This window comes from Rathayibacter sp. AC451 (assembly GCF_979253095.1).
The window spans coordinates 2,490,142-2,515,542 of record NZ_CEEDBD010000001.1; the positions used below are offsets into that span (position 1 = coordinate 2,490,142).

The window sequence follows — 25,401 nt, forward strand, 5'->3', positions numbered from 1 at the left end:
CCTTCGAAGTGGTGGCTCGACGCTACTCGCCGTCGCCGAGGGAACCCCGGACGGTCCAGGGAACCCGCAGTACTGGGCTCCCTCGACGGTCCGGGGTTCCCTCGGCGGGTGCGGGGCTCCACGATGAGGAGATGGCATCCGCGCAGCAGCTCGTCTCGGTCGGCGGGCGGCGGCTGAAGCTGACCAACCTCGACAAGCTCGTGTACCCGGAGGCGGGGTTCACCAAGGCCGACGTCCTCGCGTACTACGCGTCCGTCGCCGACGCCCTGCTGCCGCACCTGGCCCGCCGACCCGTCACCCGCAAGCGCTGGGTCGACGGAGTGGGCACGGCCGAGAAGCCGGGCGAGGTCTTCTTCGAGAAGAACCTGCCCTCCTCCGCCCCCTACTGGCTGAGCCGCACGCGCCTCGCGCACAGCTCGCGCGACGTCGAGTACCCGCTCGTCGACGACGTCGCCGGCCTCACCTGGCTCGCGCAGCAGGCCGCGCTCGAGCTGCACGTGCCGCAGTGGCGGGTCGGATCCGGCGGCGAGCGCCGCCCGCCCGACCGCCTCGTGCTCGACCTCGACCCGGGCGAGGGAGCCGGGCTCGCGGAGTGCGCCGAAGTCGCGTTCCTCGCCCGCGATCTGCTCGAGGGCATGGGGCTCGAGCCCTACCCGGTGACCAGCGGCAGCAAGGGACTCCACCTCTACTGCCCGCTCGACGCGTCCGCCTCGAGCGATCAGATCTCGGCGGTGGCGCACGAGCTCGCGAAGGCGCTCGAGGCCGATCACCGCGACCTCGTCGTCTCGGACATGAAGAAGACCCTGCGCGAGGGCAAGGTGCTCGTCGACTGGAGTCAGAACAACGCGGCGAAGACCACGATCGCGCCCTACTCGCTCCGGGGCCGGCTGCGGCCGTTCGCCGCCGCGCCGCGCACCTGGGAGGAGATCGGGGCGGAGGGACTGCGCCATCTCTCTCCGGAGGAGGTCGTCGAGCGCCTGCGCGAGAGCGGCGACCTGCTGCGCCCGCTGCTCGCCGCGCGGGAGGCGGGTCTCGAGCCGACTCCGGAGCGCCTCTCCGGGTTCGCGGCGACCGACGCCTCCGCCGACCGCCTCGCCGCCTACCGCAGTATGCGCGACGCCGCGAAGACGCCCGAGCCCGTCCCCGAACCGGGCACCGGAGCGACGTCGTCGGGCGACTCGTTCGTGATCCAGGAGCACCACGCGCGGCGCCTGCACTACGACTTCCGACTCGAGCACGACGGGGTGCTCGTGAGCTGGGCCGTGCCGAAGGGGCCGCCGCTCGAGGGCGACCCGAATCGGCTGGCGGTGCAGACCGAGGACCATCCGCTCGAGTACGCGACCTTCGAGGGCACGATCCCGGCGGGCGAGTACGGCGGAGGCGAGGTGCGGATCTGGGACGAGGGCACGTTCGCGCTCGAGAAGTGGCGCGAGGGCGAGGAGGTCATCGCGGTGCTGACCGGGCGGCCCGACGGCGGGCTCGGCGGAGAGCCGCGCCGGTACGCGCTGCTGCACACGGGGGCGAAGGGCGGGCGCGGGGACGAGAAGAACTGGCTGCTGCACCTGATGCTGCCGGGGGCGCACGGGGGGCACGGGACCAAGGGCCGGCCGGCGGCCGGGAAGGCGCGGGCCGCGAAGGCGACGACGGCCGCCCTCGACGAGTCCCCGGTCGAGACCGGGGCACCGGAGCCGCGCCGCGAGTACCGCCCCATGCTCGCGACCAAGGGCCGCCCGCTCGACATCGGCGACGACTCCGCCGTCGAGATGAAGTGGGACGGCTACCGCGCGATCGTCCGCGTGCAGAACGGCGCCGTGACCCTGACCAGCCGGAACGGCAACGACCTCACCCCCGCCTTCCCCGACCTGCACGCACCGCTCGCGGAGGCCGCCGGCGACGCGGTCCTCGACGGCGAGATCGTCGCGCTCGACGCCCGCGGACGCCCCGACTTCGGCGCCCTGCAGACCCGCGGCGGCCTGACGAAGGCGCGCGAGATCGAGGCCGCCGCGCGCTCCACCCCGGTGCATCTGATGGTGTTCGACCTGCTCGAGCGCGCCGGCGAGGACCTCACCGCCTCCCCCTACTCCGCTCGCCGCGAGGCCCTGGTCGAGCTCGTCGCCGAGAACGAGCGCGTGCACGTGCCCGACGTCTTCGACGGCGACCTCGACGAGGCGATGGCCACCAGCCTCGCGCTCGGCCTCGAGGGCGTCGTCGCGAAGCGCCGCGACTCCCGCTACCGGGTCGGCGCGCGCTCGGGCGACTGGATCAAGCTGACCCACCACCGCGTGCAGGAGGTCGTGATCGTCGGCTGGCGGCCCGGCGAGGGCGGCCTGCAGGGCTCGGTCGGCTCGCTGCTCACCGCGATCCCCGGCGAGGACGGCCGCCTCGCCTACTCCGGCCGCGTCGGCACCGGCTTCAGCGACCGCGAGCGCCGCGGCCTCGTCGCCCGTCTCGGCGAGCACGAGACGGACGAGCCCGCCGTCTCGGTCCCGCCGCTCGACGCCCGCGGCGTGCACTGGGTCGAGCCCGTGCTGGTCGGCGAGGTCCGCTACCGCGAGCGCACCTCCTCCGGCACCCTGCGCCAGCCGGTCTGGCGCGGCTGGCGCGCCGACAAGTCCGCGAGCGAGGTCCGCGCGGAGTGACGCGGCCGGCGTGAGCGTCCGCCTCCGCCGAGTTGCCCGGAAAGGTCCCCGGCACGCCGCCGACGCCGACCGATTCGGGCAACTCGTTTCGCGAAGGTCAGCTTGACCTCGAAAGAAGTCAGGTGCAGCAGAGTCCGCAGCGGACCATAGGCTTCGGTGGTGATCCGCCGCGCCGCTCCCCTCGCCCTGGCCCTCCTCCTTCTCTCGGGATGCTCCTCGACAGCATCCGAGACGACGCCCGCCGAAGCCGGAACGGAAGCGAGTCAGCCTGCGGCCGCCCCGCTCGACCTCACCGGCACGTGGACCCAGTCGAACAAGAACTCACCGGACAGCTTCCAGACCGCGACGATCACCGACTCCGCGATCACAGTCGAATGGGTTTCGGACGGTGGAGACACGACCGCCCTCTACTGGGCAGGGACGTACGCGGCACCGACCGACGCCGGGACCTCGTACACCTGGGACTCCCAGAACGACACGACGCAGACCGCGACGGCGATGCTGGCGTCGAGCGACGCCACGAAGACCTTCAGCTACGACGACGACGTCATCAGCTACAAGGTGTCGGCCCTCGGAGTGACGACGACCGTCGAGCTGGCACGCGACTGAGCTCTCGCGGAGGGCGCGCGTCGGTCACTCCTCCCGAGCGTGCTCCGGCAGCGTCCCCAGGCGGTGGCGCCCGCGCAGCAGGTACCAACCCAGTCCGACCACCACGACCACCGCGACCGCGATCAGCGCGATGTACTGCAGCGCCCCCGCGTCGCCGTACACCTCGACGCGCGGCCAGGCCAGGTTGACCGTCATCGCCGCACCCCACAGCACCGCGACGACGTTCACCGGCAGCCCCAGCCGCCCGAGCGAGAACGAGCCCGTGACGCGCGGCCACTCCCCGCGGAGGCGCCGCACGAGCAGCGGCACCGTGACCAGCAGGTACGCCAGGTAGATCAGCACCACCGCCACGCTCGTCACCGCCGTGAAGATCTCGGGGGTGCCGATGTTCACCGCCAGGATCAGCACCGCGAGCACGCCGATCACGATCGCGGGCGCGAGAGGGGTGCGTCGCCGCGGATCGATGCGGGCGAGCACCGCGCTGCCCGGCAGGGCGTTGTCGCGCGCCATCGCGAAGACGAGTCGGATGCCCGCCGTGTGCACCGCGAGCGCGCAGACCGTGATCGCGACCACGATGCAGAGCAGGAAGACGGTGCCGAGCGGCCCGCCGAGCGCCTGCAGCACGATCAGCTGCAGTCCACCCGAGGCCTCGCCGAGCGCCGGGTCGGCGAGGTCGGGCGCCGCGAGGATCCCGAGCAGCAGGATCAGACCGCCCAGCACGAACGACGCGATCACGGCGCGGAGGATCGCGGCCGGGCCGGTCCTGCGCGGATCGACCGTCTCCTCCGCGAGGGAGCCGGCGGTGTCGAAGCCGTACATCACGTAGGCGGAGGCGATGGCCGCGATCAGGAAGGCGCCCGCGTAGCCGCCCGCGTCCCCGTAGCCCGTCGTGTCGAGCAGCACGGTCGGCGGATTCACGACGCTCGCCGCGAGGACGATCACCAGCAGCACGGCCGCGATCAGCTCGATCAGCACTCCGGTGCTGTTGATCCGCGCCATCAGCTTCACGCCGACCGCGTTCACGAAGGTCGTGAAGAGGATGAGGATCGCGCCCCAGATCACCGCGCTGACGCCGAAGCTCGCGCCCGTGCCGTCGCCGACGAGCTGGAAGCCGCTCCAGATGCGCGGCAGCGTCGCCTGGTACGCGAGCACCACGGCCGCGAGCGTGACGACCGAGGCCGTGGCCATCATCCAGCCCGCGAGCCAGCCGACCGTCGGGCCCGCGATCCGCTTGCTCCAGTTGTAGACGGAGCCGGCGACCGGGTAGCGGCCGGCCAGCTCGGCGAAGCAGAGCGCCACGGTCAGCTGACCCGCGAACACGATCGGCCACGACCACCAGTAGGCGGGGCCGCCGAGTCCGAAGCCGAAGTAGAAGAGCTGGAACGTGCCGGTCAGGATCGAGATGTAGCTCACTCCCGCCGCGAAGCTGCCGAAGCGGCCGATTCCGCGCCGCAGCGACGGCCGGTAGCCGAACTCGGTCATGCCGTCGTCGGTGGGGCGCTGGCCGGTCGCGGTCATGGCGGTCTCCTCCTGCGGGGGCGCCGAGCGGCGGCACCTGAGTCTGGCGCGTCGGCAGCCACGGCGGGCTCCCCCGTTCAGGCCGATCGCGATTGGACACGTTCTGCGGCTCCGACGCACTCGGAGCAGCGGGAAGTGGCGAACGGCGGGCAGCGGCACCGCACTCGACGCCCGTCGGGCCCGCGGACCCGCGTCGATACCCTCCCCTGCTACGGTGCCGCCGGGGAGAGGGGTCAGCGGATGAGGTCTCGAACGTTCCAGGCCGTCGGCGCGGTGCTGCTGATCGGCAGTGCGATGAGCGGATGCGCGACCGCGAGCGGCGGAGGCTCCGACAGGATCGCTCCGCCCGACCAGCTGGCGTGCAGCACGTACTACAACCCGGTCAGCGGAGCCGAGAACGACCAGGAGGCCGTCGCGCTCCCCGTCGACCTCGGAGCCTCGGCGACCGCCGCCCACCCCGAGATCACCCTCACCGTCTCCTACCCGAGCGATGACTACGAGGGCACGTCCGTCTCGATCGCGGCGTCCGACGCGGAGGGTCGTGAGCTGATGCGGATCCTCTACCAGCTCGACGCGACGACCGACGCGTTCCGGACCGAGTACGCGGGCGGTCACGGCTTCACCGGTCTGCACTACGTGTACAGCGCGGGCGCCGAGCTGCAGTTCTGGTGCGGCGCGTAGCCCCGCCGGGACACCGCGAGGCACCCGCCGCCTCCCGCGCCACACCTGAGAGCCGCTCTCACACTTAGGGTAGCCTACCCTCATGCAGCCTTCACCGAGACTCCGTTCCGCCCTGCCCCTCGCCGGCCTCGCCGTCGCCGCACTCGCCCTCTCGGCGTGCTCCTCCGGCGCGTCCGAAGCCGCCCCGGCCACCGTCGAGACGATCGTCGTCGAGAACGCGAAGCCCACCCTCGTCCTCGTCGACGAGAACGGCGAGCAGTCGTACCAGGAGGACCGCGAGACCGCCCGCGCGTCGGTCGAGGTGCCCGCCTCCCCCGAGGCCGTCGTCACCTTCGACATCGCCACGCTCGACACGCTGCACACGATCGGCGCCGGAGACGCGGTCGTCGCGATCCCCGACGTCACGCTCCCCGACTACCTCTCGGAGTACGCCGACCTGCCCAAGGTGGGCACCCTCTTCGAGCCGGACTTCGAGGCCGTCGCCGAGCTCGAGCCCGACCTCATCGTCACGGCGGCGCGCAGCACCGGCCAGTACGACGAGCTGTCCGAGATCGCGACCACGATCGACCTGACCGGCAGCTACGCCGGCACGTTCGACCCGGCCGCAGCCCTCGAGCGCGCCACGCAGCTCGGCGAGATCTTCGAGCGCGAGGACGAGGTCGCCGAGCAGGCCGCCGCGACCGAGGAGCTCGTCGAGTCCATCACCGCCGACGCCTCCGGCACCGCCCTCGTCCTCTCGGTCTCGGGCGGCGAGTACGGCGCCTTCGGCGAGGGCTCGCGCTTCGGCTACTTCTTCGACGGCCTCGGCTTCACCCCCGCGGTGGCCGCGGCCGAGCTGCCCGGAGCAGAGGGCTCCCCGCACGGCGACACCGTCACGAACGAGTTCATCCTCAGCGCCGCTCCCGAGTGGATCTTCGCGTTCGACCGCGGTGCCGCGACCGGTGAGGGCAGCACCGCCGAGCAGACCCTCGACAACGCGCTCGTCGCCCAGACGCCCGCCGCGCAGGACGACCACGTCGTGCTGCTGCCCGCGAGCGAGCTCTACATCGTCATCAACGGCCTGACCGCCGTGCAGAACGTGCTCGAGACCGTGCACGACGCGATGCAGAGCTGACCGGAGCCGCTCCCGAGCGTGACCCGCCCCTCCCCCCGCGCGCTGATCGTCGCGGGGACGGTCCTCGTGGCCGTCCTCGCGGCGATCTCGCTGTTCCTCGGCGTCGCCGAGCTCGACCTGTTCGTGCTCGTCGAGAGCCGCCTCCCCCGCACCCTCGCCCTCGTGCTCGCCGGGTCGGCCTTCGCCGTCACCGGCCTGATCATGCAGCTGCTCACCCGCAACCGCCTCGTCGAGCCGGGCACGACCGGAGCGACGGATGCCGCGACCCTCGCCCTGCTCGCGGTCCTCCTCCTCGCCCCCGAGCTGCCCGTCGGAGCGAAGGCCGCGCTGGCCGCGCTCGGCGCCCTCGCGGGCGTGCTCGGCTTCCTCGCGCTCGCGCGCCGCATCCCGTCCCGCTCGAGCGTGCTCGTGCCGGTCGTCGGCATCCTCTACGGCGGAGTGATCGGCGCCGTCGCCGCGTTCGTCGCCTACCGCACCGACACCCTCCAGGAGCTGCTCAACTGGGGCATCGGCGACTTCTCGGGCATCCTCCGCGGCCGCTACGAGATGCTCTGGGTCGCCGCGGCCGCCGCGGCGGTCGCCTGGATCGCGGCGGACCGCTTCACCGTCGCCGCCCTCGGCGAGGACACCGCGCGCGGTCTCGGCCTCGACACCCGGGCGGTCATGCTCACCGGCGTCGTCATCATCGCCGCGGTCACCGGAGTGATGATCGTGGTCACCGGCGCGCTCCCGTTCCTGGGTCTCATCGTCCCCAACCTCGTCAGCAGGATGGTCGGCGACAGCATGCGCCGCTCCGTCCCGCTCGTCGCGCTGCTCGGAGCCGCGCTGGTCCTGGTCTGCGACCTCATCGGCCGCACGGTCCGCTTCCCCTTCGAGCTGCCGATCTCGCTCGTGATGGGCGTCGTCGGCGGAGTCGTCTTCCTCCGCCTGCTCATCGGCCCGGCCGACACCGCGCGCCGCCGCCGGCGGAGCGTCGCCCCGTGACCGCGCTGCGCTCCCCCTCCGTCCGCCTGGCGCTACTGACGGGCGCCGCCGCCGTCTCGATCGCGCTCTACCTGCTCACCGATCTGCCCGGGAAGTGGGAGTACGCCCTGGGCCTCCGCGGGCGCACCGTGCTGGGCATGGTCATCGCCGCCGCGGCCATCGGAGTCGCGACCGTCCTGTTCCAGACCGTCACGGCCAACCGCATCCTCACCCCCGGCATCATGGGCTTCGACGCCGTCTTCCTGATGATCCAGGTGGTGAGCGCGTTCGCGATCGGCCCCACGATCCTGGTCGCCGCGCCGCCGCTCGCCTCGTGGCTGGTCGAGCTCCTGCTGATGGCCGGCGTCGTCGTCGCCCTCTACTCCTGGCTGTTCGTCCGCCGCAGGCTCGACCTGCACGTGATCGTGCTCGCGGGGCTCGTGCTCGGCGTGCTGCTGCGGTCGGTGACGTCGTTCCTGCAGCGGCTCCTCGATCCGGACACCTTCGCGATCGTGCAGAACCTGACCTTCGCGAGCTTCACCTCGGTCGACCGCGAGCTGCTGCTGCCGACCGGCCTCGTGGTCGTCGCGGCCATCGCGTCGCTGTGGCCGATCCGCCGCTCCCTCGACGTGCTCGCCCTCGGCGAGGCGACCGCGGTGTCGCTCGGAGTCGAGCACCGCAGGGTCGTGCTGCACACGATCGTCGCGATCGCCCTCATGGTCGCCGCGTCGACCGCTCTCGTCGGGCCCGTCGCCTTCTTCGGGCTCATCGTCGCGAACGTCGCCTACGGGGCGGTCGGCCACCGGCACGCGCGCAGCATCCCCGCGGCGGTGGCGATCGGAGTCGTCGCGCTGGTCGGCGGGCAGCTCGTGCTCGACCGGGTGCTCGGCTTCGGCACCGAGCTGCCGGTCGTCGTCGAGTTCGTCGGCGGCGTCCTCTTCATCCTGCTCGTGCTCACCGGAAGGGCTCGCTGACATGATCCGCACCACCTCGGTCACCACCCGCCACGGCCGCACCCTCGCGGTCGACGGCGTCTCGCTCGAGCTCGGCACCGGCCTCACCGCGATCATCGGGCCCAACGGCTCCGGCAAGTCGACGCTGCTGTCGACCATCGGGCGCCTCCTGAAGGCCGAGAGCGGAGCCGTCTCCGTCGACGACCTGGACGTCGCGACCACCCGCTCCCGCGACATCGCGAAGCGCCTGGCGATCCTCCGCCAGGACAACCACTTCGCGATCCGCCTCAGCGTCGACGACCTCGTCGCCTACGGCCGCTTCCCGCACGGAGGAACGGGCCGCACCCCCGAGGATCGCGCCCTCGTCGACGCCGCGATCGACGCCCTCGATCTGGGCGCCGTCCGCGAGCGCTACCTCGACGAGCTCTCGGGAGGCCAGCGCCAGCGCGCCTTCGTGGCGATGGCCCTCGCGCAGGACACCGACCACCTCCTCCTCGACGAGCCGCTCAACAACCTCGACCCGCGCCACGGCGTCGTGCTGATGAAGCTCCTGCGCCGGCTCGCCGACGAGAGGCGGATGACCGTGGTCGTGGTCCTGCACGACATCAATGTGGCCGCGCAGTTCGCCGACGACATCGTCGCGATCCGCGACGGCCGCGTCGTGCACCACGGCCCCGTGGCCGAGGTGCTGACGGCGCCGCACCTCGAGGCGCTCTACGACACCCCGGTCGCGGTCGAGCCGATCGCCGGCCGGCACGTGGTGCTCTGGCTCTGAGCCCTCAGAATCCCGCAGCCAGGAGAGTTGCTGCCGCGCCGACAGCGCCCAGAACGGCGAGGAGGACGAGCGCGATCGGCGCGGACGCCGGCCGTAGGAGACACGATGCGCACGCGGCGACCCCGCCGACGACGACGGCCGCGACCCACCCGAGTGCTCGCGACGCCCGGAGTCCCGCGGTCGGGCACAGCTGGACTCCGTTGCACGCGTGCGGCACCGAACCGACCATGAGCACCGCGAGAACGAGGAAGCAGCACACCACCGCGGCCGTCACCGCGGCCCGCGTCCCGGATCTCCGCATCCCTCGATCCTTCCCCCGATTCGTGCGGGACGGTCGCCTGGCGCGTCCTGCGCGATGACACGTGCGCGACCTGTGCTTCGCCACCGCCGTTCGACACTTCTCGCTGCTCCGCACCCGCAGAAGCAGCGGATCCTGCCGAACGGCGTCGGAACGACGAACGGGGCGCCCCTCGCCCCGCACGCAGCGGAGGAGGGACGCCCCGTCCCGGAAAGCGCCGAGCGTCAGCTCGTCGGCGCCAGCAGATCCGCGTGGTGCACCTCGGCCACGTTCGGGTGCGCGCGCAGGCGGTAGCGCAGCGCGTTCTCGCCGTACGTCTCGAGGATCGGGCTGTTGGTCGGGTCGACCGACAGGCCCGACTTGAGCTCCTCGGGCAGCGGCAGCGAGGGCATGGTCGCGTCGAGCGAGGGGTTGAAGAAGTACGGGATCGAGATGCGGTCGGTGCCGATCAGCGGCGAGATCACGCGGTGCAGCGTGGCCTTGAGGTAGCCGCCGGTCGCCAGCTCGAGCATCTCGCCGATGTTGACGACGAACGCGCCGGGAAGCGCGGGCGCCTCGATCCACTCGCCGTCGTGCTCGACCTGCAGTCCGCCCTTTCCGGGCTCGACCAGCAGCAGGGTCAGCACGCCGCCGTCGCGGTGCGCGCCGACGCCCTGCTTGGGCTCGGGGTCGGAGGTGCCGGGGTAGCGGACGACCTTTACCAGGGGGAACGCCTTCTCGGCGAAGGCCTCGTCGAAGACGTCGGCCGGCGCGTCGAGGGCGACCGCCCAGGTGCGCAGGAGGCGGATCGCGACGGCGGCGAGCTCCGCGTGCCAGCGCTCGAAGAGGGTGCGGAACTCGGGCAGGGCCTCGGGCCAGAGGTTCGGGCCCTCGAGGCGCTGGTAGTCCGGCACGTCGGGGCCGGCCGGGACGACCTCGCGCTCGATGCCGATGTCGACCTGCTCGCGGTAGTCGACGTCGCCGTTGGTGAGCTCGGCGCCGAAGCGGGTGTAGCCGCGGAACTGCGGGCTGGCCGTGTTCTCGATCGCGAGCTTGTCCTCCTCCGGGAGGTCGAAGAAGCGGCGGGAGACGGCGACGACGTCGTCGAGGAGCTCCTGCGGCACGCCGTGGCCGACGAGGTAGAAGAAGCCCACGTCGTGCGTGGTCTCGCGGAGGTCGCGGCGGAAGGCGGCGGCTTCGTCCTCGCCCTGGTCGAGACGGGAGAGGTCGAGGATCGGCAGGGAATCGGTCATGGGGAAAGCCTTGCGCAGTTCGCCTTCTCCGGAGCGATTGTTACGACAACCAAAAGCGAAGACCCAGCAAGCGCACGGAGGACCGTGGTCCCCGAGCGCCTGCCGGGCCTTCAGCGTCGCCGAGTGTTACGGCGAACGAGTGCCGCCGAGGATCACGGCGTGGGCATGCCGCCGTTGACGTGCAGCGTCTCGCCGACGACGTAGCTCGACTCGGGCGAGGCGAGGAACACGTAGGCGGGAGCGAGCTCCGCCGGCTGGCCCCAGCGTCCGAGCGGCGTCTGCGAGCCGACCTCGGGCAGCTTCTCGGGCGGCTGGCCGCCGGCCGTCTGCAGCGGAGTCCAGATCGGGCCGGGTGCGACGACGTTCACGCGGATGCCCTTGGGAGCCAGCTGCTGCGCGAGCGCCTTCGAGAACGTGTTGATCGTGGCCTTGGTGCTGGCGTAGTCGACCAGCGTCGGCGACGGCTGGTAGGCCTGGATCGACGAGGTGCTGATGATCGAGGATCCGGGGGCGAGGTGCGGCAGGGCCGCCTTCGTCATCCAGAACATCGCGTAGACGTTGGTCTTGAAGGTCTCGTCGAACTGCTCGTCGGAGAGCTCGAGGAAGTCCTCGACGAACTGCTGCTTGCCGGCGTTGTTGACGAGGATGTCGAGGCCGCCGAGGCCCTCGACCGCGGTGGCCACCGCGCCGACCGCGAAGTCGTGGTCGGTGATGTCGCCGGGGATCGCGACCGCGGTGCGGCCGGCGTCCTCGATCAGCGCGACGACCTTCTTCGCGTCGCTCTCCTCCTCGGGGAGGTAGACGATCGCGACGTCGGCGCCCTCGCGGGCGTAGGCGATCGCGACGGCCGCGCCGATCCCGGAGTCGCCACCGGTGACGAGCGCCTTGCGGCCGGTCAGGCGGCCGGAGCCGCGGTAGGTCGACTCGCCGCGGTCGGCGAGGTCGTCCATCTTCGAGTCCAGGCCGGAGCCCTCCTGGTACTGCTCCTCCGTGTCGATCTCGGAGTACATCTTCGTCGGGTCCTGGAACGTGTACTGGTCTGCAGTGCTCTCGGAAGTCATTCTTCGACGGTAGGCGCGCACCCCCTGCGAGCGCCGGTGGTTGACAGCGGAACGCTTCCGAGAGAGCGCTCCGCGCAGGCGCCGGAAACCGGGAGAATGGAGGGGTGACCGTCTCCTTCGACTCCTCCACCCCGCTCCCCGGCTGGCAGCACGCCTACTCGGGCAAGGTCCGGGACCTCTACACCCCCGAGGACGCCGATCCGGTGCTCGGCGCCGACCGCATGCTCGTCGTCGCGAGCGACCGCGTCAGCGCGTACGACCACGTCCTCGAGCCGGGCATCCCCGGCAAGGGCGAGCTGCTCACCGAGCTGTCGATGTGGTGGTTCCACCAGCTGAAGGACGTTCCCAACCACCTCGTGCGCGGTGCGATCCCGGAGGCGGTGGCCCGCCGGGCGATGCTCGTCACCACGCTCGACATGTTCCCGATCGAGTGCGTCGTGCGCGGCTACCTCTCGGGCAGCGGCTGGAAGGAGTACCGCGCGAGCGGCACGGTCTGCGGTGTCGAGCTGCCGGAGGGCCTGTCCGACGGCGATCGCCTGCCCGAGCCGATCTACACGCCCGCCTGGAAGGCTCCGCAGGGCGAGCACGACGAGAACATCACCTTCGAGCGCACCGTCGAGATCGTGGGCGACGAGGCCGCGGAGGCGCTGCGCACCCTCTCGCTGCACGTGTACGAGGAGGCGGCCACGATCGCCCTGGCACGCGGCGTGATCCTCGCCGACACGAAGTTCGAGTTCGGCGTCGACGCCGACGGCCTCGTGACGCTCGGCGACGAGGTCCTGACGAGCGACTCCTCCCGCTACTGGGACGCCGACGAGTACGAGGCGGGCGTCCGCGGCCAGTCCTTCGACAAGCAGATCGTCCGCGACTGGCTCAGCGACAACTGGGACGGCCAGGGCCTCCCCCCGACGCTCCCGCACGAGATCGTCGAGCGGACCGCCGCCCGCTACCGCGAGCTCATCGAGCGCCTGACCCGCTGAGAACCCCTCGGAACGACCCGTGAACGACGAGCGCACCCGCGTCCGACTGGACACCGGTGGCGGAGACCCCGAGGAGGCCCGCCACCGCCTCGCCGTGCTGTACAACGGCGAGGAGTGGTCGGCGCTGCCCACCGACTCCGCCTTCTCGTACCGGTACGCCGCACTGGGCGACGCCGCGATGACCCTGCGCACCTCCCGCATGACCGGCGACCTGCAGGGAGCCGTCGGAGTCACGGACGAGGTGGTCGTGCAGTGGATCGTCGCCGGTCGCGCGACGGTCGACGACGGCCAGGAGCCGATCGCCCTGGTGCACGGCCGGCCGCAGCTCTTCCCCGTCGGCCGCTCGTTCGCCTTCGAGTACGTCGACTACGAGCAGAAGCTCGTCCACCTGGGGCGCTCGGCGGTCGAGAAGGTGGCGGCCGAGCGGGGTCTGCTGGGGCCGCTGCGCTTCGACCACCGCGCCCGGCCGACCGCGGACGCCGTGCAGCACTGGCGCCGCGCGGTGTCCGCATCGGCCCAGGCCCTGCGGAGCGAGCGCGTCAGCCACCTGCTGTGGGACGAGCTGACCCGGGGCACGGTGTCGGCGCTGCTCGAGCTCTACCCTCCGGAGGCGGCGGTCGCCCCGCCCGAGCTCCTCCTGCCGCGGAACGCGCGACTGCGCACCGCCGTCGAGTTCATCCACGCGCACGCGTCCGAGCCGATCGGGCCGACCGAGGTCGCCGCGTCCGCCGGGCTGAGCGTCCGCGGACTGCAGTCCGCGTTCCAGCGGGTTCTCGACGTGCGCCCCATCGCCTACATCCGCCTGGTCCGCCTCGACGCGGCGCACGCCGAGCTCGCGGCGGCGGATCCGCGCACCAGGAGCGTCACGGAGATCGCGCACGCCTGGGGCTTCGGCAATCCCGGGCGGTTCAGCTCCGCGTACCTCGCCCGCTTCGGCGAGTACCCGAGTGCCACCCTGCAGCGCTAGGCGAACGAGGATCCGGACGCCGCGGGCCGTGCGAGAAGGCCGAGCGGAGCACGCGGGATCAGGCCTGGGACGCGACCAGGGGCGGCGGGTGACCCTCGAGGATCGCGCTCACACCGGTCAGCAGCGCGGCGAAGCGCACCGCCTCCTCGTCGGGGATGCCGGCCGAGAGCGTGCGGATCGCCCCGTACGTCGGCACGTCCGTACCGCTGATCGCGCTCCGGGCGCTGTCCGTCAGGCAGAGGATGCGGCCGCGGCCGTCGGAGGGGTCCAGCACCCGGTCGACGTATCCGGCACGCGCCAGCCGATCGATCATCAGCGAGACGGCCGCGGTCGTGATGCGGATGGCCGCGGCCAGGTCGACCGCGCGCACGATCTCGTCGCGATCCGCGCCGAGTCCGATCAGCCGGAGCGCGGCGAGATCCGTGGTGCCGATGCCGAGGCGGGCCTCGACCCTGCCGTCGTACTCGCGCTCGGCCGAACGGAGTCGGGTCAGCAGCGAGAAGAGATCGGGGCGGGCTTCCATGCGGTGCGCCTTCCTGGGCCGGGGCAGGCGCCCCGGGCGGGTACTCGCTCCCTCCATAGAAGCACCTCGGACCGCCTCCGATGCCGTCTGTACCGAAAGCGCACTGAGCCCATCATTCATTAGCTAACCGACTTAGCGAGTACCTAGAGTCCAGGGAGACGCTGCGGGATCCCCGACCTGAGCGCCCCCGGAAGAGGAAGGCAGCGTGATGGGTCGCCTGCTGTACGGAACGCCGCCGAGCGCTCACCCGTTCGACGACCGTGCGCTCGCGCATCTGCAGCTCGTCGTCACGGCCAAGCTGCGACGCAGCGAGGGCTTCATCCTGACGATCGAGGCCGACGACTGCGGCAAGCACAGCGAGCTGTGGCTGCACCCCGCGATCCCGCTGCAGTACGAGTACGACGCCCCCGTCGGCCCGGAGGTCAACGCGCACTGGCTGCGCGAGCTCTCGGCCGCCGCGAACGGGCGCCGCGGCCTGCACCTCCTCCCCGAACCCACGACGGAGATGGACCCGTCCCGAGCGAGGACGGCACACGCATGAGCGATCACAACGGCACACTCTTCCGCCGAGGCGGCACGGTCCGCTTCGTCCGCTGGGTCTCCTCGCGCGACGGCGGCTGGGCGCCCGAGATCGTGCAGGGCCGCTACCTCGAGCGCGACGACGCCGGCTGGCTCGTCGAGGTCGACGGCACCCCCACCGTGCTCGCGAAAGACGACTGGGCCGTCTACCGCTGAGCGCGCGCGCCCGGCGTAGTGTGGAGCGGGTGCGTGCAGTCGATCGCCGCGGCATCACCTCCGCGCCCTACCTCCTGACCACGATCGGCGCGACGAGCCTCGTGTTCCTCTGCGCCTTCGAGGCGCTGGCGGTGACGACGATCATGCCGATCGTCTCGGCCGACCTCGACGGGCGGGCGCTCTACCCGCTCGCGTTCGCCGCCACTCTGGCCGCGGGCGTCGTCGGGATGGTCGCGGCGGGCTCCTCCGCCGATCGGCGCGGTCCCACCCCGGCGCTCGTCACGGCGATCCTGCTCTTCACCCTCGGACTGATCGCGGCCGGGCTCGCGACCTCGATGGAGGTCTTCGTGGCGGCGCGCCTGCTGCAGGGCCTGGGCAGCGGAGGGATCACCGTCACCCTCTACGTGCTCGTCGCGCGGGTGTTCCCCGCCGATCTGCATCCGCGGATCTTCGGGGCCTTCGCCGCCGCCTGGGTGGTGCCGTCGCTCGTCGGGCCGTTCGCCGCCGGAGTCGTCGCCGAGCTGGCGAGCTGGCACTGGGTCTTCCTCGGCGTGGTCCTGCTGGTGGCGGTCGCGAGCGCGATCGTCGCCCCGACGCTGCGCGCCCTCGAGCGCCAGGACGTGCGGGCGTTCGACCGCGGGGCGGTGACCCGCATCGTCCGAGCCGTGATCGTGGCGGGCGGAGTCGTGGTGCTCAGCACCAGCGCCGAACTCGCCCCCGACGCGTCCGGCGTGATCGCCGTGGCGGCCATCGCGGTCGTCGTCCTCGCCGTTCGCGCGCTCCTGCCCGCCGGGACCCTGCGTGCGCGCGGTGTCCTGCCGTCGACGATCCTGCTGCGCGGCACCGTCGCCGCCGCGTTCTTCGGCACGGAGGTCTACCTGCCGCTGCTGCTCTCGGAGCAGTACGGGCTCCCGCCGTGGCTCGCCGGCGCGACGCTGACCGCCGGCGCCGTGTCCTGGGCCCTGGGGTCGAACCTCCAGGGGCGGCCGGGGACGCGGCTCTCGCACGCGGGCGCCATGCGGCTGGGCACGTCCCTCCTGCTGGCCGGCGTCCTGGTGGTGCTGCTCACCTCCGCCCTCGCTCTTCCGCCGTGGACCGCCGCGGTCGGCTGGTTCGTCGCCGGCGGCGGCATGGGCTCCATGTTCCCGAGGATGGGGACGCTGACGCTCGCCCGGTCGGAGCCCGGCCGCGAGGGCTTCAACAGCTCCGCGCTCCAGATCTCGGACTCGGCGGGCGCCTCCGTCTCGCTGGCCCTGACGGGGCTCATCGCCGCGGCGGTCACCGGACTGGTCGGCGCCGGATCGGCCGTGTTCACCGTCACCTTCGCGTACGGGGCGCTGATCGCGCTGCTCGCGGTGCTGCTCGCGGCTCGCCTCGGCGGGCTCCTCCGTGTCGAGGAGCCCGCCGGCGGCGGTCAGCTGTAGAGCGACTCCGGCACCTCGAGGCCGTAGATGGCGCGGCCCGAGCTCCAGATGACGGAGCAGGCCGCGCGCAGGAGGTCGACCTCGTCGTCGCCCGCGGCGACGATCACGACGGAGTCGCCGTCGAGGCGCACCTTCGCCGAGCGCACCGAGTGGGTCCCGTTCCGCGCGATCGACGTCGCCGGGTAGGGCAGATGCAGCTCGCGCAGGTCGCCGAGGATGTACGTCGGCCGCAGGCTCGCGTCGGCCGCCAGCAGCTGCTTGGCGCGATCGATGCCCGTGAGCACGTGCGCGCTCTCCATCCCGGCGGCGTTCGCGCCCTTGATGTCGGTGTCGAGCCGGTCGCCGAGGAACAGCGGGTTCGTCGAGCCGAACCGAGCCGTCGCCGCGTCGAAGATGGCGCGCTCCGGCTTGCCCGCGACGACGGGCAGTCGGCCGACGGCGGTGTGCACGGCCGAGACGAGGGTGCCGTTGCCCGGAGCGATGCCCCGCGCGACGGGGATCGTCCAGTCGGTGTTCGTGGCGACCCACGGGATCCCGGTGTGCAGCGCGAACGACGCCTCGGCGAGCTGCTCCCAGCCGACGGTCGGAGCGAAGCCCTGGATCACCGCGGCGGGAGAGTCCTGGGCGCTGCGCGTGACGGTGAAGCCCGCACGCTCGACCTCGGTCGTCAGGCCCTCTCCGCCGACGACGAGGATCGTCGCCCCCGCCGGCACGAGATCGGCGAGCAGCACGACCGCCGCCTGCGGCGACGTCACGACGTCCTCGGGGACGACGCTCAGACCGAGGTCGGAGAGGTGCCCCGCGACAGAGGCGTCGGTCCGCGACGCGTTGTTCGTGATGTACCCCACGCGGAGGGTCTCGCCGGCCCTGTTCAGGCTCTCGACCGCGAAGGGGATCGCGTCGGCGCCCTTGTAGACGACGCCGTCGAGGTCGGCGAGGACCGCATCGCGTCCGTCGAGCGGAGAGGGGTCAGCCTTCGGAGTTCTGAACACGGGGCTCCTCGTCGGTGTCGGGGGTGCCGTCGGTGTGGGACGGGCTGTCGGCGTCGGACGGGTCGTCGGTCACGGGTGCATCGTCGGTGACGGGTGCGCCGTCGTCCGGGACGTCGACGTCGGAAGCCGGCGTACCGATGGCGTCCGCCTGCTCGTCGATGTCGCCGTCCCGCTCGAGAACGGCGTCGGCGTCGGCGTCGGCGTCGGCGTCGGCGTCGGCAGGATCGTCGAGCTCGATCGGCTCGTCGACCTCGGCGGGCTCGTCGTCCTCAGCCGACTCGTCGTCCTGGACGGGCGCGTCGTCCTGGACGGGCTCGTCGTCGTCACCGGACTCGTCCCCGAAGGCCGAGTCGTCGTCCTCGTCGTCCTGCTCCGCGCGCGGAGCGTCGGACGGCTCGTCCCTGTCGAGGTCGTCCTCGGAGTCGAGCACCGCGAACGCGTCGTCCTCCTCCTCCACGACCTCGATGGTCTCGTCGTCTCCACCGCCCTCCGCGACGAACACGGCACGGGCCGCGACGTCGGCGCGGCGCTGCCACTGGGCGGCCTCCTCCGTACGACCGAGCTCCTCGAGCACCGCCGCGTAGGCCGCGAACAGATCAGGGCTGTACGAGAAGGCGCGGTCGGGCTCGAGCTGCGGGATCTCGAGCTCCATCAGAGCCAGCTCGGTCTGACCGAGGTCGAGGCGGGCGCCCGACATCGCGATCGCGAGCGAGACCTGCGCCCCGACGCTGAGCGTGCTGCGGTCGACGGAGCGGCCGAGCTCGAGCGCCTTGTCAGGACGTCCGACCCCGCGCTCACTGTCGACCATCAGCGGGACCTGCTCATCCGATCCGGAGATGCGGCGGTAGGTGCGCAGCTCCCGCAGCGCGAGAGCGAAGTCGCCGATCGCGTAGGCAGAGATGGCGAGCGACTCGCGGACGATGGCGATGCGCCCCGCCCGACGGGCGGCAGAGAGCACGTGCCGGTGCGCGAGTTCGGGATCCTCCTCGAGGAGCCTCCCCGCCATCACCAGGTGCATCGCCACCCACTCGGCGTTCTCCTTCGTCAGCGTCTTGAGCTCGTTGCGCGCGACGCGGTCGAGGTCCTTGGCCTGCACGTCGTCCGGGAGCTCGGGGTCGTCGTGACGCGGGCGGACGGACTGGAGCGACCGGCGCTCGCGCTCCTCCTCCGTGATCTCCGGCTCCTCACGAGGAGCACCTCGGCCGGCGAAGCCGCGACCGCCCTGACGGTCACCGGCGCCACGCCGATCGTCCGAGAAGGACCGCCCACCATCGCGGCCACCCCTCGCGTCACCGTCACGACGGGGACGCGGATCCCCGTCGGTCCGAGGACGGAAGTCGCCCTCGCGACGAGGACGCGAGTCGCCGTCACGACGAGGACGCGAATCGCCGTCGGTCCGGGGACGGAAGTCGCCCTCCCGCCGCGGACGTGAATCGCCGTCACGCGGAGGTCGAGAGTCTCCGTCGCGGCGAGGACGCGGATCACCATCGGCACGGGGACGGAAATCGCCCTCCCGCCGCGGACGCGAATCGCCGTCACGCGAGGGACGGGAATCACCATCACGACGAGGGCGGGAATCACCGTCCCGGCGCGGACGGGAGTCGCTGTCCGTCCGGGGACGGTAGTCGCCCTCACGGCGGGGACGGGAGTCACCGTCACGGGCGGGACGTGCGTCGCCGTCCCGGCGGGGACGGGGATCACCATCGGTCCGGGGACGGTAGTCGCCCTCCCTGCGAGGACGCGAACCACCATCACGAGACGGACGCGAATCGCCATCACGGCGGGGGCGGAAATCACCATCGGTCCGGGGACGGAAGTCGCCCTCCCGACGCGGACGCGAATCACCCTCACGGCGAGGACGGGAGTCGCCGTCCGTCCGAGGACGGTAGTCGCCCTCCCGACGAGGACGGGAGTCGCCGTCACGCGCGGGACGTGCGTCGCCACCCCGCGAGGGACGGGAATCGCCCTCGGTCCGGGGACGGAAGTCGGCCTCCCGGCGCGGACGCTGATCGCCCTCGCGCCGAGGACGCTCGTCACGTCCGCCGCTGCGCGGGGCGGAGGAGCGGCCCGCTCCTGCCGCACGATCCGGACGCTGGTCGCGCCTGCCGGCTCCCCGGTCGTCGCCCTCGGGTGCTCTGTCGTCCATGCGTTCCTCGCCTGTCGTGATCGTGCGCTGTGGAGTTGAACCGCTCGAGGCGGCGGACGGCTCGAGGCCGTCGTCCCGTCCACCCTAACCCCGGCTCTCCTGCTCGCACAGGGCCGTCGGTCTCGGGATGGCGGGTTAGACAGCGATGGCCACCCAGTGTCTGGGTGGCCATCGTGAATGGTGTCCGGCGGTGTCCTACTCTCCCACAGGGTCCCCCCTGCAGTACCATCGGCGCTGAGAGTCTTAGCTTCCGGGTTCGGAATGTGACCGGGCGTTTCCCTCTCGCTATAGCCGCCGTAACCCTTGCGACACACCCGCCAGTCAGCTGGTGGGGGTCAAATCTGGGGTTACACGTCTTGCGTGTATTCAATTATGTGCACCACCCCTCACAGGGTGGTGCGGTGCCCGTCTTCTGGGAACCACAAAGTGGACGCGAGCAATCTTCTGACCACTCCTACCAGCCTTTACAACGGTATGAGTGTAGTGATTGTCAAGTTATCGGCTTATTAGTACCGGTCAGCTCCGACAGTCTTTAGTCCTGTCTTCCACATCCGGCCTATCAACCCAGTAATCTGGCTGGGAGCCTCTCCCCCGAAGGGATGGAAATCTCATCTCGAAGCCGGCTTCCCGCTTAGATGCTTTCAGCGGTTATCCGTTCCGAACGTAGCTAATCAGCGGTGCTCCTGGCGGAACAACTGACACACCAGAGGTTCGTCCATCCCGGTCCTCTCGTACTAGGGATAGATCTTCTCAAATTTCCTACGCGCGCAGCGGATAGGGACCGAACTGTCTCACGACGTTCTAAACCCAGCTCGCGTACCGCTTTAATGGGCGAACAGCCCAACCCTTGGGACCTACTCCAGCCCCAGGATGCGACGAGCCGACATCGAGGTGCCAAACCATGCCGTCGATATGGACTCTTGGGCAAGATCAGCCTGTTATCCCCGAGGTACCTTTTATCCGTTGAGCGACAGCGCTTCCACAAGCCACTGCCGGATCACTAGTCCCGACTTTCGTCCCTGCTCGACTTGTCAGTCTCACAGTCAAGCTCCCTTGTGCACTTACACTCGCCACCTGATTGCCAACCAGGTTGAGGGAACCTTTGGGCGCCTCCGTTACTTTTTAGGAGGCAACCGCCCCAGTTAAACTACCCATCAGGCACTGTCCCTGAACCCGATTAGGGTTCGAAGTTAGATATCCAGAGTGACCAGAGTGGTATTTCAACAATGACTCCACGAACACTAGCGTGCCCGCTTCACAGTCTCCCACCTATCCTACACAAGCCACACCGAACACCAATACCAAACTATAGTAAAGGTCACGGGGTCTTTCCGTCCTGCTGCGCGTAACGAGCATCTTTACTCGTAATGCAATTTCGCCGAGTTCGCGGTTGAGACAGCTGGGAAGTCGTTACGCCATTCGTGCAGGTCGGAACTTACCCGACAAGGAATTTCGCTACCTTAGGATGGTTATAGTTACCACCGCCGTTTACTGGGGCTTAAATTCTCAGCTTCGCCTTGCGGCTAACCGTTCCTCTTAACCTTCCAGCACCGGGCAGGCGTCAGTCCGTATACATCGTCTTGCGACTTAGCACGGACCTGTGTTTTTAGTAAACAGTCGCTTCCCACTGGTCTCTGCGGCCATCGAACGCTCCCGGAGCAAGTCCGTTCACGCCTCAGGCCCCCCTTCTCCCGAAGTTACGGGGGCATTTTGCCGAGTTCCTTAACCACGATTCTCTCGATCTCCTTGGTATTCTCTACCTGACCACCTGAGTCGGTTTGGGGTACGGGCAGCTAGAACCTCGCGTCGATGCTTTTCTTGGCAGCATAGGATCACCGATTTCGACTTGCGTCTACCCATCAGATCTCAGGCTGTGTGAACGACGGATTTGCCTATCGTTCGCCCTACATCCTTAGACCGGGACAACCATCGCCCGGCTCGGCTACCTTCCTGCGTCACACCTGTTAATACGCTAAACGCACCAGCACGGGGTCGTACGCTAGGCCCAACGCTTCACCCCGAAGGGATCCATCAAAGGGATTCAGATACTTAGCACTACTGGATTGTCTTGGGCGGTTCTTCGCCGGTACGGGAATATCAACCCGTTGTCCATCGACTACGCCTGTCGGCCTCGCCTTAGGTCCCGACTTACCCAGGGAAGATTAGCTTGACCCTGGAACCCTTGGTCTTCCGGAGGACGGGTTTCTCACCCGTCTTTCGCTACTCATGCCTGCATTCTCACTCGTGTGGCGTCCACGGCTGGTTCACACCGCCGCTTCACTCGCCACACGACGCTCTCCTACCCATCAACACGGCTGGACCACGAAGGCCTACCACAAAATGTCAATGCCACAACTTCGGTGGCGTGCTTGAGCCCCGTTACATTGTCGGCGCGGAATCACTTGACCAGTGAGCTATTACGCACTCTTTCAAGGGTGGCTGCTTCTAAGCCAACCTCCTGGTTGTCTGTGCAACTCCACATCCTTTCCCACTTAGCACGCGCTTAGGGACCTTAGTTGGTGGTCTGGGTTGTTTCCCTCTCGACTATGAAGCTTATCCCCCACAGTCTCACTGCTGCGCTCTCACTTACCGGCATTCGGAGTTTGGCTGACGTCAGTAAGCTTTTGGGCCCCATCGGCCATCCAGTAGCTCTACCTCCGGCAAGAAACACGCAACGCTGCACCTAAATGCATTTCGGAGAGAACCAGCTATCACGAAGTTTGATTGGCCTTTCACCCCTATCCACAGCTCATCCCCTCCATTTTCAACTGAAGTGGGTTCGGTCCTCCACGACGTCTTACCGTCGCTTCAACCTGGCCATGGATAGATCACTTCGCTTCGGGTCTAGACCCTGCGACTACATCGCCCTATTCGGACTCGCTTTCGCTACGGCTGCCCCACACGGGTTAACCTCGCCACAGAGCACTAACTCGCAGGCTCATTCTTCAAAAGGCACGCCGTCACCCCAACAAGGAGGCTCCGACGGTTTGTAAGCAAACGGTTTCAGGTACTATTTCACTCCCCTCCCGGGGTACTTTTCACCTTTCCCTCACGGTACTTGTCCGCTATCGGTCATCTGGGAGTATTTAGGCTTATCAGGTGGTCCTGACAGATTCACACGGGATTTCTCGGGCCCCGTGCTACTTGGGATACTCTTCACGCCATAACACCATTTCGACTACGGGGCTCGCACCCGCTCTGGCCAGGCATTCAAACCTGTTCGTCTATGATGCGCTGTAACGTTCCGTGCTCGGCAGAACACGACGAAAAGTCCCACAACCCCGACCATGCAACCCCTGCCGGGTATCACACATGGCTCGGTTTAGCCTCTTCCGCGTTCGCTCGCCACTACTAACGGAATCACTGTTGTTTTCTCTTCCTGTGGGTACTGAGATGTTTCACTTCCCCACGTTCCCTCTACCCGCCCTATATATTCAGGCGGGAGTCACCAGGTCACCACAAGGGGCCTGGCGGGGTTTCCCCATTCGGAGATCCTCGGATCACAGCTCGTTTATCAGCTCCCCGAGGCTTATCGCAGATTACGACGTCCTTCTTCGGCTCCAGATGCCAAGGCATCCACCGTTTGCTCTTAAAAACTTGAAAATCACATGAGTTAAGAAACTACAATTCGAAGATTGCAGATTTCAATGATTTGCAGGAACACCCGAAAGCATTCCTGCGCCTCTGTCGATCCAGAACCGAAGTTCTGAATCTAAAGATGCTCGCGTCCACTGTGTAGTTCTCAAAATACGGGCGGTACCCTTCCCCCACACACCCAGGCATGGAGAAAGGATCCAGAAGGTCGACCCGAACCACCCGAAGGCAGCCGGCCCGGTCCCTCAGGACCCAACAGCGTGCATGTGCAAGCCACCCTCCGTACCGTGCGTTCCCAACCCGAAGGCTGTACTGACACGAGACGAACTCGACCTGCACCCAGTTCAATGTTCCACCCATGAGCTACCAGCGAAGACATTCGCTTCGATCTGGCGCCTGGAACACACAACGCTCACAAGGAACGCGGTGTCCAGATGCTCCTTAGAAAGGAGGTGATCCAGCCGCACCTTCCGGTACGGCTACCTTGTTACGACTTAGTCCTAATCACCGATCCCACCTTCGACGGCTCCCTCCCACAAGGGGTTAGGCCACCGGCTTCGGGTGTTACCGACTTTCATGACTTGACGGGCGGTGTGTACAAGGCCCGGGAACGTATTCACCGCAGCGTTGCTGATCTGCGATTACTAGCGACTCCGACTTCATGAGGTCGAGTTGCAGACCTCAATCCGAACTGAGACCGGCTTTTTGGGATTCGCTCCACCTTACGGTATCGCAGCCCTTTGTACCGGCCATTGTAGCATGCGTGAAGCCCAAGACATAAGGGGCATGATGATTTGACGTCATCCCCACCTTCCTCCGAGTTGACCCCGGCAGTCTCCTATGAGTTCCCACCATGACGTGCTGGCAACATAGAACGAGGGTTGCGCTCGTTGCGGGACTTAACCCAACATCTCACGACACGAGCTGACGACAACCATGCACCACCTGTATACCGACCTTGCGGGGCAACCATTTCTGGAAGTTTCCGGTATATGTCAAGCCTTGGTAAGGTTCTTCGCGTTGCATCGAATTAATCCGCATGCTCCGCCGCTTGTGCGGGCCCCCGTCAATTCCTTTGAGTTTTAGCCTTGCGGCCGTACTCCCCAGGCGGGGAACTTAATGCGTTAGCTGCGACACGGAGACCGTGGAAAGGTCCCCACATCTAGTTCCCAACGTTTACGGCGTGGACTACCAGGGTATCTAATCCTGTTCGCTCCCCACGCTTTCGCTCCTCAGCGTCAGTAACGGCCCAGAGAACTGCCTTCGCCATCGGTGTTCCTCCTGATATCTGCGCATTCCACCGCTACACCAGGAATTCCATTCTCCCCTACCGCACTCTAGTCTGCCCGTACCCACTGCAGGCCCGAGGTTGAGCCTCGGGTTTTCACAGCAGACGCGACAAACCGCCTACGAGCTCTTTACGCCCAATAATTCCGGACAACGCTTGCACCCTACGTATTACCGCGGCTGCTGGCACGTAGTTAGCCGGTGCTTTTTCTGCAGGTACCGTCAAACCGAAGTCCTTCTTCCCTACTAAAAGAGGTTTACAACCCGAAGGCCGTCATCCCCCACGCGGCGTTGCTGCATCAGGCTTTCGCCCATTGTGCAATATTCCCCACTGCTGCCTCCCGTAGGAGTCTGGGCCGTGTCTCAGTCCCAGTGTGGCCGGTCACCCTCTCAGGCCGGCTACCCGTCGTCGCCTTGGTGAGCCATTACCTCACCAACAAGCTGATAGGCCGCGAGTCCATCCTTGACCGAAAAACTTTCCACCCGCACCCGATGCCGGGGCAGGTCGTATCCGGTATTAGACGCCGTTTCCAGCGCTTATCCCAGAGTCAAGGGCAGGTTACTCACGTGTTACTCACCCGTTCGCCACTAATCCACCCAGCAAGCTGGGCTTCATCGTTCGACTTGCATGTGTTAAGCACGCCGCCAGCGTTCGTCCTGAGCCAGGATCAAACTCTCCGTAAAAAAATTTACGACAACCGACCCCGAAGAGAAGGAAGTCAAGTTTGACCTCTAGCAAATAAGACATCATTACTGACATCAATTTCCAAAGGAATCCCAACCAGGTCAAAAACCCGGCCGGGGTATAAAATTGGCATTGAACATAGTGCACGCTGTTGAGTTCTCAAGAATCGGACACACCCCGCCTCCACACCACAAAAAGTGCTTCACAACGAGAGTGATCGAAGAT

General features: G+C 68.5%; 18 protein-coding genes and 3 rRNA genes. 12 read left to right on the plus strand and 9 right to left on the minus strand.

Going from position 1 to position 25,401, the window contains the following annotated elements:
• Nucleotides 1-131 precede the first annotated feature (131 nt).
• The gene (locus tag AC0CID_RS11925; RefSeq protein WP_465226981.1) at nucleotides 132-2,639 is read left to right on the plus strand and encodes an ATP-dependent DNA ligase; all 2,508 of its coding nucleotides are present in this window, start codon (nucleotides 132-134) and stop codon (nucleotides 2,637-2,639) included.
• Between the two features lie 159 nt (nucleotides 2,640-2,798).
• On the plus strand, nucleotides 2,799-3,248 hold the full coding sequence (locus AC0CID_RS11930; protein ID WP_465226982.1) for a hypothetical protein: 450 nt from the start codon (nucleotides 2,799-2,801) through the stop codon (nucleotides 3,246-3,248).
• Nucleotides 3,249-3,272: 24 nt separating this feature from the next.
• Here the strand turns inward: AC0CID_RS11930 and AC0CID_RS11935 are convergent, their stop codons facing one another.
• The gene (locus tag AC0CID_RS11935) at nucleotides 3,273-4,766 is read right to left on the minus strand and encodes an APC family permease (RefSeq protein WP_465226983.1); all 1,494 of its coding nucleotides are present in this window, start codon (nucleotides 4,764-4,766) and stop codon (nucleotides 3,273-3,275) included.
• 240 nt (nucleotides 4,767-5,006) lie between these two features.
• On the opposite strand from AC0CID_RS11935, the gene AC0CID_RS11940 reads away from it, so the two are divergent.
• The 5 genes from AC0CID_RS11940 to AC0CID_RS11960 all read left to right on the plus strand — a co-directional run bounded on the left by AC0CID_RS11940 (nucleotide 5,007) and on the right by AC0CID_RS11960 (nucleotide 9,252).
• A complete protein-coding gene (locus AC0CID_RS11940; protein WP_465226984.1) occupies nucleotides 5,007-5,447 on the plus strand; it encodes a hypothetical protein in 441 nt (146 codons plus the stop codon).
• Nucleotides 5,448-5,529: 82 nt separating this feature from the next.
• The gene (locus tag AC0CID_RS11945; protein WP_465226985.1) at nucleotides 5,530-6,561 is read left to right on the plus strand and encodes a siderophore ABC transporter substrate-binding protein; all 1,032 of its coding nucleotides are present in this window, start codon (nucleotides 5,530-5,532) and stop codon (nucleotides 6,559-6,561) included.
• 18 nt (nucleotides 6,562-6,579) lie between these two features.
• Complete coding sequence (locus AC0CID_RS11950; protein ID WP_465226986.1) at nucleotides 6,580-7,545, plus strand: iron chelate uptake ABC transporter family permease subunit; 966 nt, start codon at nucleotides 6,580-6,582, stop codon at nucleotides 7,543-7,545.
• Complete coding sequence (locus AC0CID_RS11955; RefSeq protein ID WP_207406303.1) at nucleotides 7,542-8,498, plus strand: iron chelate uptake ABC transporter family permease subunit; 957 nt, start codon at nucleotides 7,542-7,544, stop codon at nucleotides 8,496-8,498. Before AC0CID_RS11950 ends, AC0CID_RS11955 begins: the two co-directional genes overlap by 4 nt.
• A gap of 1 nt (nucleotide 8,499) precedes the next feature.
• Complete coding sequence (locus AC0CID_RS11960) at nucleotides 8,500-9,252, plus strand: iron ABC transporter ATP-binding protein (protein ID WP_207406305.1); 753 nt, start codon at nucleotides 8,500-8,502, stop codon at nucleotides 9,250-9,252.
• A gap of 522 nt (nucleotides 9,253-9,774) precedes the next feature.
• On the opposite strand, the gene AC0CID_RS11965 is transcribed toward AC0CID_RS11960, so the two are convergent.
• Nucleotides 9,775-10,782, minus strand: coding sequence for an isopenicillin N synthase family dioxygenase (locus tag AC0CID_RS11965; RefSeq protein WP_465226987.1), 1,008 nt, complete (start codon nucleotides 10,780-10,782; stop codon nucleotides 9,775-9,777).
• Between the two features lie 152 nt (nucleotides 10,783-10,934).
• The gene (locus AC0CID_RS11970) at nucleotides 10,935-11,843 is read right to left on the minus strand and encodes a glucose 1-dehydrogenase (protein ID WP_465226988.1); all 909 of its coding nucleotides are present in this window, start codon (nucleotides 11,841-11,843) and stop codon (nucleotides 10,935-10,937) included.
• A gap of 104 nt (nucleotides 11,844-11,947) precedes the next feature.
• Here AC0CID_RS11970 and AC0CID_RS11975 point away from each other — a divergent pair, with 104 nt between their 5' ends.
• On the plus strand, nucleotides 11,948-12,823 hold the full coding sequence (locus tag AC0CID_RS11975; protein WP_207406308.1) for a phosphoribosylaminoimidazolesuccinocarboxamide synthase: 876 nt from the start codon (nucleotides 11,948-11,950) through the stop codon (nucleotides 12,821-12,823).
• Nucleotides 12,824-12,842: 19 nt separating this feature from the next.
• Complete coding sequence (locus AC0CID_RS11980; RefSeq protein WP_207406309.1) at nucleotides 12,843-13,790, plus strand: AraC family transcriptional regulator; 948 nt, start codon at nucleotides 12,843-12,845, stop codon at nucleotides 13,788-13,790.
• A gap of 58 nt (nucleotides 13,791-13,848) precedes the next feature.
• Here AC0CID_RS11980 and AC0CID_RS11985 read toward each other — a convergent pair whose 3' ends face one another.
• A complete protein-coding gene (locus tag AC0CID_RS11985) occupies nucleotides 13,849-14,313 on the minus strand; it encodes a MarR family winged helix-turn-helix transcriptional regulator (RefSeq protein ID WP_207406310.1) in 465 nt (154 codons plus the stop codon).
• Nucleotides 14,314-14,521: 208 nt separating this feature from the next.
• Here AC0CID_RS11985 and AC0CID_RS11990 point away from each other — a divergent pair, with 208 nt between their 5' ends.
• Genes AC0CID_RS11990 through AC0CID_RS12000 form a run of 3 tightly spaced genes read left to right on the plus strand, consistent with a single transcriptional unit; the run spans nucleotide 14,522 to nucleotide 16,472 of the window.
• On the plus strand, nucleotides 14,522-14,854 hold the full coding sequence (locus AC0CID_RS11990; protein WP_465228094.1) for a DUF7882 family protein: 333 nt from the start codon (nucleotides 14,522-14,524) through the stop codon (nucleotides 14,852-14,854).
• Nucleotides 14,851-15,048 carry a hypothetical protein gene (locus tag AC0CID_RS11995; protein ID WP_207406312.1) on the plus strand — a complete coding sequence of 66 codons (198 nt, stop codon included), beginning with the start codon at nucleotides 14,851-14,853 and terminating at the stop codon, nucleotides 15,046-15,048. Before AC0CID_RS11990 ends, AC0CID_RS11995 begins: the two co-directional genes overlap by 4 nt.
• A 29-nt stretch (nucleotides 15,049-15,077) precedes the next feature.
• Nucleotides 15,078-16,472 (plus strand): MFS transporter, encoded by a 1,395-nt coding sequence (locus tag AC0CID_RS12000; protein ID WP_465226989.1) that lies wholly within the window; start codon nucleotides 15,078-15,080, stop codon nucleotides 16,470-16,472.
• Here AC0CID_RS12000 and AC0CID_RS12005 read toward each other — a convergent pair.
• The 5 genes from AC0CID_RS12005 to AC0CID_RS12025 form a co-directional block, all read right to left on the minus strand.
• Nucleotides 16,463-17,464, minus strand: coding sequence for an HAD-IIA family hydrolase (locus AC0CID_RS12005; protein WP_465226990.1), 1,002 nt, complete (start codon nucleotides 17,462-17,464; stop codon nucleotides 16,463-16,465). The genes AC0CID_RS12000 and AC0CID_RS12005 overlap by 10 nt on opposite strands.
• Complete coding sequence (locus tag AC0CID_RS12010) at nucleotides 17,442-18,560, minus strand: hypothetical protein (RefSeq protein WP_465226992.1); 1,119 nt, start codon at nucleotides 18,558-18,560, stop codon at nucleotides 17,442-17,444. Before AC0CID_RS12010 ends, AC0CID_RS12005 begins: the two co-directional genes overlap by 23 nt.
• 1,232 nt (nucleotides 18,561-19,792) lie before the next feature.
• A 5S ribosomal RNA gene (gene rrf / locus AC0CID_RS12015) occupies nucleotides 19,793-19,909 on the minus strand.
• A 187-nt stretch (nucleotides 19,910-20,096) separates the two neighbouring features.
• Nucleotides 20,097-23,213, minus strand: a 23S ribosomal RNA gene (locus AC0CID_RS12020).
• 436 nt (nucleotides 23,214-23,649) lie between these two features.
• A 16S ribosomal RNA gene (locus AC0CID_RS12025) occupies nucleotides 23,650-25,175 on the minus strand.
• Together the 16S, 23S and 5S rRNA genes form the textbook arrangement of a ribosomal RNA operon.
• Nucleotides 25,176-25,401: the final 226 nt, after the last annotated feature.

What these genes read in the sequence shown, in the direction of transcription:
- AC0CID_RS11935 (WP_465226983.1), bottom strand. Translation starts at nt 4,766, where the DNA reads ATGACCGCGACCGGCCAGCGCCCCACCGACGACGGCATGACCGAGTTC.
- AC0CID_RS11990 (WP_465228094.1), top strand. Translation starts at nt 14,522, where the DNA reads ATGGGTCGCCTGCTGTACGGAACGCCGCCGAGCGCTCACCCGTTCGAC.
- AC0CID_RS11940 (WP_465226984.1), top strand. Translation starts at nt 5,007, where the DNA reads ATGAGGTCTCGAACGTTCCAGGCCGTCGGCGCGGTGCTGCTGATCGGC.
- AC0CID_RS11985 (WP_207406310.1), bottom strand. Translation starts at nt 14,313, where the DNA reads ATGGAAGCCCGCCCCGATCTCTTCTCGCTGCTGACCCGACTCCGTTCG.
- AC0CID_RS11945 (WP_465226985.1), top strand. Translation starts at nt 5,530, where the DNA reads ATGCAGCCTTCACCGAGACTCCGTTCCGCCCTGCCCCTCGCCGGCCTC.
- AC0CID_RS11960 (WP_207406305.1), top strand. Translation starts at nt 8,500, where the DNA reads ATGATCCGCACCACCTCGGTCACCACCCGCCACGGCCGCACCCTCGCG.
- AC0CID_RS11965 (WP_465226987.1), bottom strand. Translation starts at nt 10,782, where the DNA reads ATGACCGATTCCCTGCCGATCCTCGACCTCTCCCGTCTCGACCAGGGC.
- AC0CID_RS11925 (WP_465226981.1), top strand. Translation starts at nt 132, where the DNA reads ATGGCATCCGCGCAGCAGCTCGTCTCGGTCGGCGGGCGGCGGCTGAAG.
- AC0CID_RS11970 (WP_465226988.1), bottom strand. Translation starts at nt 11,843, where the DNA reads ATGACTTCCGAGAGCACTGCAGACCAGTACACGTTCCAGGACCCGACG.
- AC0CID_RS11995 (WP_207406312.1), top strand. Translation starts at nt 14,851, where the DNA reads ATGAGCGATCACAACGGCACACTCTTCCGCCGAGGCGGCACGGTCCGC.